This window comes from Spirosoma sp. 48-14 (assembly GCF_001898575.1).
In the GTDB taxonomy this organism is placed as follows: Bacteria; Bacteroidota; Bacteroidia; order Cytophagales; family Spirosomataceae; genus Spirosoma.
Window position 1 is genome coordinate 1 of record NZ_MKUD01000059.1, and the last position, 9,012, is coordinate 9,012.

The window sequence follows — 9,012 nt, forward strand, 5'->3', positions numbered from 1 at the left end:
TTGACTCATCGTGCCGCTACGGTCGGGCGATACCCAGGCATTTTTGACATTCAGCCCGACGGTTTCGAGCCAGCGCAACCAGCTTCGCAGAAAATGCTTGTCAATGCCGGTAATGGGGGAAATACTCCCAGCGGTATCCCCATCCATTGTAGCATAGCCCACAGCGGCTTCCGAACGGTTGGAGGTCGTCAGTAAAAGCGCATTGCTTAGGTTCGCCAGCATCCAAATGCTGGGTGCCCGCACCCGTGCCTGAATGTTCTGCAAGGCAATATCGTCGGTTTCCCAAGTGAGTTTGCGGCCCCATTGCTCTTCAATCAGCCCTTGATAGGTTTCCACCAGGTCATCAATGCGGATGGATAGGAACCGCGCGCCAATATCGTCGGCCAGTTCCTTGGCAGATTGAAATGTATCGTCGGACGAATTTTGGGTACCCTGATACATGACCGTCAGCAACTGCCCCACAATAGCTTCTGAAGTATCGCAGTCCTGAATAGCCTGGATGTAGCCGAGTTTCTTTTTGACGCCATCAAGGCCAATATTTTCAACCGCCATGCGGATCATCAAAAAGACCAGGGCCGCAATGGCCGACGAATCAGCTCCCCCGCTCAGTGACAATACATACCCCTGCGAACGGCTTTTGCGTAGATAATCGAACAAGCCCAAGGCAACCGCCCGGGAAAATTCTTCTTCTTTCAGATAGCCACCCCGTTCCCAGGCTTCCAATTCCGCTTTCTGCGTGCGCGGTTCTATAGCTGGAAAGTCGAAATTTATTTTGATGACCCATTCGGAAGCATCCCGTGCAATCGGCCCCCGATCCTGAACTTGACGCAATCGGGTGGCTTCCACGTCTACCACCGCCGAGACGAGCACGAAATCTTCGTAGCTCAAACGTGGCCCTGATGTCAGTAACACACCATTGGAGGCTACCATTGCATCCCCGTCATAGATGACCCGCCCCGCTTCGTTGCCCAGCAAATTCGTGTAGATATAACTAACCCCGAACGCCCTGGACGCATCGACTACCAACCGTTCGCGCACCTCGGATTTGAAGAATGCGAAATGGCTGGCCGAAGGGTTCAGGATAATATCGACGCCCCGTTTATAAAGCGTCCGACCAGGCCGACCCGCGATCCAGGCATCCTGGCAAATTTCAAAACCGATACGAATACCAGAAACGTCAAATACCCAATCTCCCAGCGCGTAAGTAGCTTGACCCACCTGAATCTGGGCGCGTTGATTGGGTACCCAGGGTTGAAACCATCGCTCTTCGTAATGAATCCCATCGTTCGGCAAATGCTGCTTGCCAATAAACCCTAAAATGCGCCTATCTCCCAGCAGACAGGCCGCATTGATGATGCGGTTATTGTACCGGATCGGTAGGCCCACCGTTACCAGAATGCCTTGCGTATGCTCGACGATGTCGAGCAGGCAGGTTAGGGCTTGATCCACTGTATTCTGAGCGAAAAAGGCATCTTCGCAGCCATAACCGGAGATGCATAGCTCCGGTAGGCAAAGCAAACTGATTTGCTGAGCGCGGGCGGCCTGAATGGCATCAATGATGTTCTGGGTATTGTGTTCCCAATGCAGGGGCGTTTGATTCAACGCCCCTGCGGCCACGTTTAAAAGTTTCATGTCACATCGCTTTGTGCGCCTTAGCGCGCCAATTGAAAAATGCGCAGGGCACCCCGCGCTACCACCCCAAAAATTGCCAAGCCGATCAGTAAATCGGGATAGGGGGAATGGGTTAGATACACCAGGCCACCCGCCACAATAACGCCCAGATTGACCACAATGTCGTTTGAGGTAAAAATCTCACTGGCTTGCATATGCGCTTTGTCGCTCTTTTCGCGTCGCAATAGGTATAGACAGATCGAATTGCCGATCAGGGCCAACAGGGAAACTCCTACCATCAAACCAAAATCAGGTAATTCTTCGCCCGTAATGAACCGGCGCACCACTTCCACCAATCCCCCAGCCGCCAGGATCAATTGTAAATAACCACTAGTGCGGGCGACCTGCTTTTGGGCGCTTACGGCTTTGCCTACCGCATAGAGGGCCAGGCCATAAACCAGGGCATCGGCCAGCATATCGAGCGAATCAGCAACCAGCCCCATTGAATCGGCCAGGATACCCGCCAACACTTCCAGGGCGAAAAAGAATCCATTGATCGCCAGCACCGTCAGCAGTAAACGCCGGTCGCGCGGAGCTTCTTCCGTTAGTTCAGCCAGGTCCGCATCTTCGGTTTCGAGTAGTCGGCTATCCAGCCGCAAATCGGCCAGCGCGCGCGTGATCGGTTCGGCATCTCCATTATGCAGTACCGTCACTTTGCGATTCGGAATGTCGAATTGCAGTTGCTCGATGCCCTGTTTGTCGGCCAGCTTCATGCGAATCAATTGCTCTTCGGAAGGGCAATCCATCTTGGACACCTGAAATGTTGACTTATTCATTACCGAAATACATTTTTTTTGAATTTAATTTGTTTATATCTAAACCAGTTACTTTTAAATAGGGTATCAAGATTAAAAGTGCCAACCCTTCACAAGCTTGCTATACTGTTCCTAGTGGAGTTTGTTTTTCTACTTTGCTCGCTGGTTTACCTGTTGCGCACTATACAGCGCCTGCTTGGATATTGTTGCTTTCTTTTTCTTTAGCTGAGATTGCAGTGGAGCCTTCTGCCCGGTCCCTTTAATCTTCTGGCGTTCCATATAGGCTTTATTTTTAGCCGTTTTACGCTTAAACAGGCTAAGCGCCACAGGCACCAGCCGCCTACCCCTAGGGCCATTGTCAGCCCAAATAACACTTGTACTGTTCGAATTAAGGTTACCATGGGTCCTATTGGGTAAAAGTGATCGGATTTAATTTGGCTATTCCGTGCTAGGAATACCTGCTCGGTTTTTGGGCTGGCCTTCCTCAGTAGTGGGTTAGCAGGCCCTTGCGTAAACGATATATACCTGTTTACAAGAGCAAAAAAACGGTTGAGTCGCCTTGAGCTGCACAAGACAACAAGGCAGGTTCAGGCCATCAACTACCGGGAGGTTGTCCAGTCATTTTAAGGAGTACCAGGTTGATGTAAAACGAGTTGAATAATGTTCGCTTTCGTTGCAATACTGTTGACTAATTAGAGTCGTTTATAATAATTCAAAGTAACTGACGCGGCACTGCCCCGTTCACTCAGGGTAAAAAAGCCGTTCCCCGCTTTATCAAACCCGATTGCCTCACCTTGGGGCTCGATCAGGTAAGGTAATGAGCGAGGTTGCTGGGTAGTGAGTACTGCATCGAGACGCTCTGGGGCAGCGCGTCGCCAGTAGGCGATACCCACGTAAGTTTTCAACACGATGTTCGTCCCATCGGGCGAGATAGTGCCCGAGGTCACTAAACTAAGGGCTACTTCTCCCTTGAAGGTGGCAGTAGAAACCGCTGTCGTATTTTGTGGATACGCCAACTGGTACAAGCGTGCCTTGTCAACGGCTTTGGTGACGATCCACAAATCGCGCGTTAAGGGGTCTAACAGGAGCGTTTCAGCATCGTGCGGACCGTCCGCGTAACGAAACGCAATTCGATCAACCGAGGAGACCATTGCCGTCAACGAGGTTGGTTCTGCCAGCCGGTAGATATAGTTTTCCCCATTACCCCCTGAATTATCCCCTATATCGGCTACGTACAGGTAGGAAATGCCGACTTGTGGGCCCGGGCCAATCGCGAGATCTTCCCAATCCCGGTTCACAACGCCCGGTACGGGTAATCGTCCGATCAGTTTACCCGCATGCGAGAGCAGATTTAACTGGGGTGGATTACCGCTGTCTTCCTCGACCCAAAGGTGGCCATCTATCGTCTGACTGTCGGCGATGCCCGATGCCTCGTCGATCAATCCCGGTTCAACGGGTACCCGCTGGGGAACCGTTTCTACAGTAAAGGTGGGGTCCAATCCTTTTTCTGGGGCGCAGGCGGCCAACAGCAGGATCGATAGCATAGCAGCCAGACCTTTCCAAAAACGGAAAGCCTGAATACATTTAACGAATAATCGTCCCTTCGTATACGCCCGTAAGCTGATCAGAAATGCTTGTTGTAACATAAAAAACAGGTTAGGTGAATCAGTTCTTTAAACGCGGTGGGATATAGCTAAAAAGGATTGAGCGTTCTGTTGAGGTTTCATGCCTTACTAACAGAATGCTTCTGTCTAAGGCCGTTACGTCAGGATTAGCAGGTTGGTCTAGTTTCCTGCTCAATCCGAAATGTTTCACGCGCTACCGCTGAGCACCCGCCGGGCTACCGCTTTAAGTTGGGGTAGATTCAGGGTAAAGAAAGCCAGAGCTAAAGCCAGATACACCCAACCCAAATAGGTCAGCGCTTTCACACTGGCAACCGGATCGTGCTGGTAATAAAAAGCCAAGCCAACCTGGGCGCTGAACAAACCAAACAGGATAGCAGCATGCCACAGGCTAAGCCGTAAGCGAAGGAGCACGGCCACCCCAAAAAGCGATTGGGTGGCCGTTAAGAAAAATTCTTCATGCTGGCGGGCATCTAAAGGCAGGGCCGTAAAGGCAGATGCGCCAACACTCATCGCTAGCGGCAGCATACCAATCAGCAGCGTCCACTGATTAATTTTATCACTGATCATAGCCGTTAAGCCTGCCCCGGAGCGGCCAGCCAGTACAAACAAAACCGCAATCGAGACGGTGGGGGCTTCACTGGCCAGCGGAGCCAGCCATTGGATCAGCAGAAATTCATCGACTCCTACCTGACGACCCGCCCGCACGATGGATTCAGCGAATGGCTCGGCGCATACCAAAATCACACCGCTGGCCACCGCCGTAAGCAGACCGATGACCACCCACTGCTGCGCTTTGGGCAGCCCCGACAAGGCGGCTGCCGGGCCGGGTTCCTCGTCTTCCTCGACTTCCTGTGCCTTTGGGGTATGGCTAACCCGCCATAGATAGCCACCAAATAACCCAACCAGCAGAAGGGTATCCCATAAGCCGATCTGATCCCTGAGCAGAATGATAAAGGCGTAAAAACTGGCACCCAGCAGAAAGCCGATCTCCAGTCCGTTAGCGGGTTGCAGCTCGATAGCCCGCTGACGGGTCTTGTACCAATGCAGGCCAGCCATCAGTGGCCAGGCAATCCCCACCAGCAGCCGGTTAGCTCCCGTCATGTTGGCCGCAGCGTAATGAACATACATCGACTGGGGGTGCTGACCGGCCTGAAAGGCGTAATAAATATCGACCGCGTATTCAGGCAGCACCGTCACCAAAGCAACTAAGGCCAGAATTAACCCTTGGGACACAAACCGTTCGGCACTTTCAGCCCCCCAGGACAATAGAAAACCGGCGGCTAAAATGGCACAGCCGAAGCAGCCAACGGCAACCAGAGCTCCGGGCTGCCAGCTACCGAAACGGAGGGTTAGAGCCGGTAGGGTGGCCGTAACGGCGAGGAAGACAGACACAAAAAACGAACGCATATAAAGATTAAGTTAGAGCCTTTAAGGTTGCCGATTTACCAAATACGCAGGGGTGCTTGGTGAATCGACAACCGGATTTCATCGCCTGTATTTTCCGGCTGGTTTCTTTATTTACCCTCCTCTTCTTCGGTGTTATTCATGGCCGAGAGCAGATCATACGCCCCGGCCATGACAATTCGGTTACCCGGCTTCAGGTCAGGGGGCAGGGTAACGGCCTGATACCCATTTTCAGTCACGCCTATGCGCACCGGAATCGCTCGAAACCGATACCGTGCTCCTTCCCCCTGGCCTTCTTTTTCTTCCAGTACAAAAATCTGGGATTGATTGCCGGATTGAACGATGGCTCCTTCGGGTAAGGCCGGAACCGGTTGGGAAGTGGTTTCGATCACGGCTTTGAGAAAGGTTCCCGGACGCAGACCCGCCGGAGCGTGATCGAAGGAGGCATAGACCGACACGGTTCGGTCTGTATTGGTCTCCCGATTGATCAGCCGGATGCGACCCGTATACTCACGCGGAATGGAAGCTCCGGTCTGACCAACCAAACTCAGCCGCACCCGCTGCCCCACCTGCACCTGGGCCACGTCGCCCTCGAAAACGGTGAGCTGGGCCAGGAGCCGACTGGCATCGACGATTTCAAACAGGACATCGTTAGCCGCCACATACCGGCCCCGGTTAACGCCGGCCACCGTCACCGTTCCGTCAATGGGAGCACGCATGGTTACGGTACGGCTAATTTTGCCGCCTTTCAGTTCGGATAAGGGAATGCCCAGCAGGGCCAGTTGCTGTCGCAGGCCCTCTGTCCGGGCCCGGAGCGAACCCAGTTCAGCCGTTGCCTGCTGCAACGTTTTGAGCGCCCCGACGTTCTGCTGACTCAGTTCCCGTTGCCGCTCGTACTCCTGCTGCTGGAAAGTCAGTCGACTGCTCGTCTCTAAATAGTCCTGCTGTAACCGGATAAATTCAGGATTTTCCAGCACGGCCAGTACCTGACCTTTGCGGACGAGCGTACCGGGAAGCAGACTGGCCGATACCAGGATGCCTCCATAGGGCGTCGAAACGGATACCTGTTGCTGGGGGGGAGCGCTGAGTGCCCCGTTCACCCGGATCAAGTTACTCAGGGTTCGGGTCTCCAGCGGTCCTAGTCGAATACCCGCCGTCTGAAACTGAGTTTCAGTTAGTTCGACCGTACCGGCTTCTTCCGTTGATTCGGTCGATTCCCCGGTTTTAGTCGGGGCTGCCGTTTCTCTCGATTGGGGGGATTTGTCTCCCTGCTGACAGGCCGTTTGGCTACTCAGTAGAATAAATAGGGCGAGCCATAGCCGCCAGTTGAAGGATGGATGGTTCATGGTTGCGTACTTCCCAGGATAAATTCAAGGTTGATAATCGTTTGGTTGTACTCGTTGAGTGCCGCCAGATAACCCGTTTGAATACCGATGACGGTGCGCAGGTTTTGAAGCAGTTCTACATAACCGATCTCGCCTGCCCGGTAGGACCGCTCGGCCGTCTGTCGAATCAGGGCAGCCTGGGGCAGCGCCGATTGCTGAAAATAGGCGAGGGTCTGTTCATTCTTGCGGTAGGTCTGCACCAGTTCATCGTAGGCTCCCCGCAGGCTTCGCTGACGGGCAGTCAGACTCGCTTCGGCTCGCTGCTGACTCAACTGGGCGGCCCGAACCCGGGCCCGCAGGGGCTTGGCAATCAGCGGTAGGGAGATGCCCACCTGGCCGAACGTAAACCGGTGGGCCGCGTTATAGTATTGTTCCGTCCCGTCGGCCAGTGGATAAAATCCCCGCAGCGACTGATTCGTTAGCGTCAGGGCAAAATCAGGCTTGAGTCGCGCCCGCTCCACGTCTGTTTCCCGCCTGGCCAGTTCAAGCTGCTGGAGTAACAGGGCCAGTTCGGGGTTTTGCCTCAGCGCGGTTGAGTCGATGAGCGGCAGGTCGAGCGAACGAACACTCAACACGGAATCACCCACGCGGGGCAGTGTCTCGGCTCCCAGTAAGGTTTGCAGGCGTCGGAGCCGGATCAGTTCATCTGACTGGTTTTGCCGCAAGGCCATCTGGAGCTGCCGGGCTTCGACCTCAGCCGCTGTTTGTTCCAGCAAGGACCCTTCGCCGGTGCGCTTTCTGACCTGGGAAGCTTGCACGATGGTCCGCAGCAGACTATCCTGCCGGAGCAGTTCACCCCGCAGGGAGCGGAGGTAGATTAGTTCGTAGTAGGCTGATTTGGTTTGCAGGGCCAGCTCCTGCCGGGTCACGCGGGCTTCGGCTTCAGCCCCGTTAATTCGGGCATCCAGGAGTCGGCGCTGGCTCCGGATAAGGGCCGGGGCAGGAAACCGCTGTCCTACCGAGAGCGACTGGTCAAAATAAGGGCTGTTATACTGGCCCAGCGAAACTGACAGATCGGTTTTGCCCAGGTCGGTGGCCGTGCCCCGTAACGCCTGCTGTACGCCAATCGTCAGGGCGGAAACCCGGACCAGGGGGTTATTCTGAACCGTTTGCTGAAGCGCTCCTTCCAGGGAAAGGGGGCGGCTCACTGGAGACTGGGTGTTCACCTGCGCGGATGCGGTCGTGACCCCGGCCAACAGCGAACCGGCCAACAGGGTAACCAGTAACCAACTGGGAGCGATGCCCGAGGTCGACTTCGGGGAGGCAACCCCGGGAGCCACTTCCTCACGTTGGCCAAACCAGCTTTCTTCTAAATAGTACAGAATAGGCAGAACCAGTAAGGTCAGCAGCGTCGCCGTAAGCAACCCACCGATGACAACCGTGGCCAGGGGTTTCTGCACTTCCGCCCCCGCAGTAGTGGATAGGGCCATCGGTAGAAAACCGAGGGAAGCGACCGTTGCCGTCATCAAGACGGGACGCAGCCGCACAGCCGTACCCTGATAGATGACCTCATGGAGGTCACTCACGCCCTGCTCGCGTCGAATCCGGTTGAATTCAGCCATGAGTACAATGCCGTTGAGCACCGCCACGCCGAAGAGGGCAATAAAGCCCACACCCGCCGAAATACTAAAGGGCATGTCGCGTAGCCAGAGGGCCACTATCCCCCCGATAGCCGACAGCGGGATGGCCGTAAAAATCAGGGCGGCCTGTCTTACGGAGCCAAACGTGATAAATAAAAGCAAAAAGATCAGGCCGAGGGCTACCGGCACGGCAATACGTAAGCGCTCGCGGGCTTCGATCAAATTCTCGAACTGCCCGCCGTAGGTGAGCGCGTAACCCGTGGGCAGTTTCACCTGGGCGTCGATTCTATTCTGTAAGTCCCGGACCACACTCTCCACGTCCCGCCCCCGGACGTTGAAGGCAATGGTCAGCCGCCGTTTGGCATCTTCCCGCTGAATTTGATTCGGTCCTGGCTTGAGGCTGACGTTGGCTAACTGGCCCAGCGGCACGGGTGTCCCTTCCGGTACCGAAATGGTCAGTGCCCGCACGTCCTCGATGCTTCGGCGGCTTTGATTGGCCAGTCGGACGACCAGATCGTACCGACGTTCGCCTTCGTAGACGATGCCCGCACTCTGCCCGGCAAAGGCCGCGCTGAGCGTGCGATTCACCTCG

Annotated in this window: 6 protein-coding genes; all 6 read right to left on the bottom strand. The window is 54.8% G+C overall.

What is annotated here, in order from left to right; genetic code table 11:
- Positions 1-1,632 (bottom strand): NAD(+) synthase (nadE, locus tag BGO59_RS26520; RefSeq protein WP_293688715.1); only part of this gene is annotated, 1,632 nt, incomplete at its 3' end.
- 20 nt (positions 1,633-1,652) lie between these two features.
- Positions 1,653-2,447, bottom strand: coding sequence for a cation transporter (locus BGO59_RS26525; RefSeq protein WP_293688717.1), 795 nt, complete (start codon positions 2,445-2,447; stop codon positions 1,653-1,655).
- Between the two features lie 671 nt (positions 2,448-3,118).
- Positions 3,119-4,072 (bottom strand): PE-PGRS family protein, encoded by a 954-nt coding sequence (locus tag BGO59_RS26530; protein ID WP_293688719.1) that lies wholly within the window; start codon positions 4,070-4,072, stop codon positions 3,119-3,121.
- 165 nt (positions 4,073-4,237) lie between these two features.
- Positions 4,238-5,458: a sodium:proton exchanger gene (locus BGO59_RS26535; RefSeq protein ID WP_293688721.1), complete on the bottom strand. Its 1,221-nt coding sequence runs from the start codon at positions 5,456-5,458 to the stop codon at positions 4,238-4,240.
- Between the two features lie 107 nt (positions 5,459-5,565).
- Entirely contained in the window at positions 5,566-6,801 is a 1,236-nt protein-coding gene (locus BGO59_RS26540; protein WP_293688723.1) for an efflux RND transporter periplasmic adaptor subunit, read from the bottom strand.
- The coding region (locus tag BGO59_RS26545) for an efflux RND transporter permease subunit (protein WP_293688725.1) at positions 6,798-9,012 on the bottom strand (2,215 nt) is incomplete at its 5' end. The genes BGO59_RS26545 and BGO59_RS26540, both read right to left, overlap by 4 nt.

Coding starts and splice junctions, on each gene's coding strand:
- BGO59_RS26525 (WP_293688717.1), bottom strand. CDS start 2,447: ATGAATAAGTCAACATTTCAGGTGTCCAAGATGGATTGCCCTTCCGAA.
- BGO59_RS26530 (WP_293688719.1), bottom strand. CDS start 4,072: ATGTTACAACAAGCATTTCTGATCAGCTTACGGGCGTATACGAAGGGA.
- BGO59_RS26535 (WP_293688721.1), bottom strand. CDS start 5,458: ATGCGTTCGTTTTTTGTGTCTGTCTTCCTCGCCGTTACGGCCACCCTA.
- BGO59_RS26540 (WP_293688723.1), bottom strand. CDS start 6,801: ATGAACCATCCATCCTTCAACTGGCGGCTATGGCTCGCCCTATTTATT.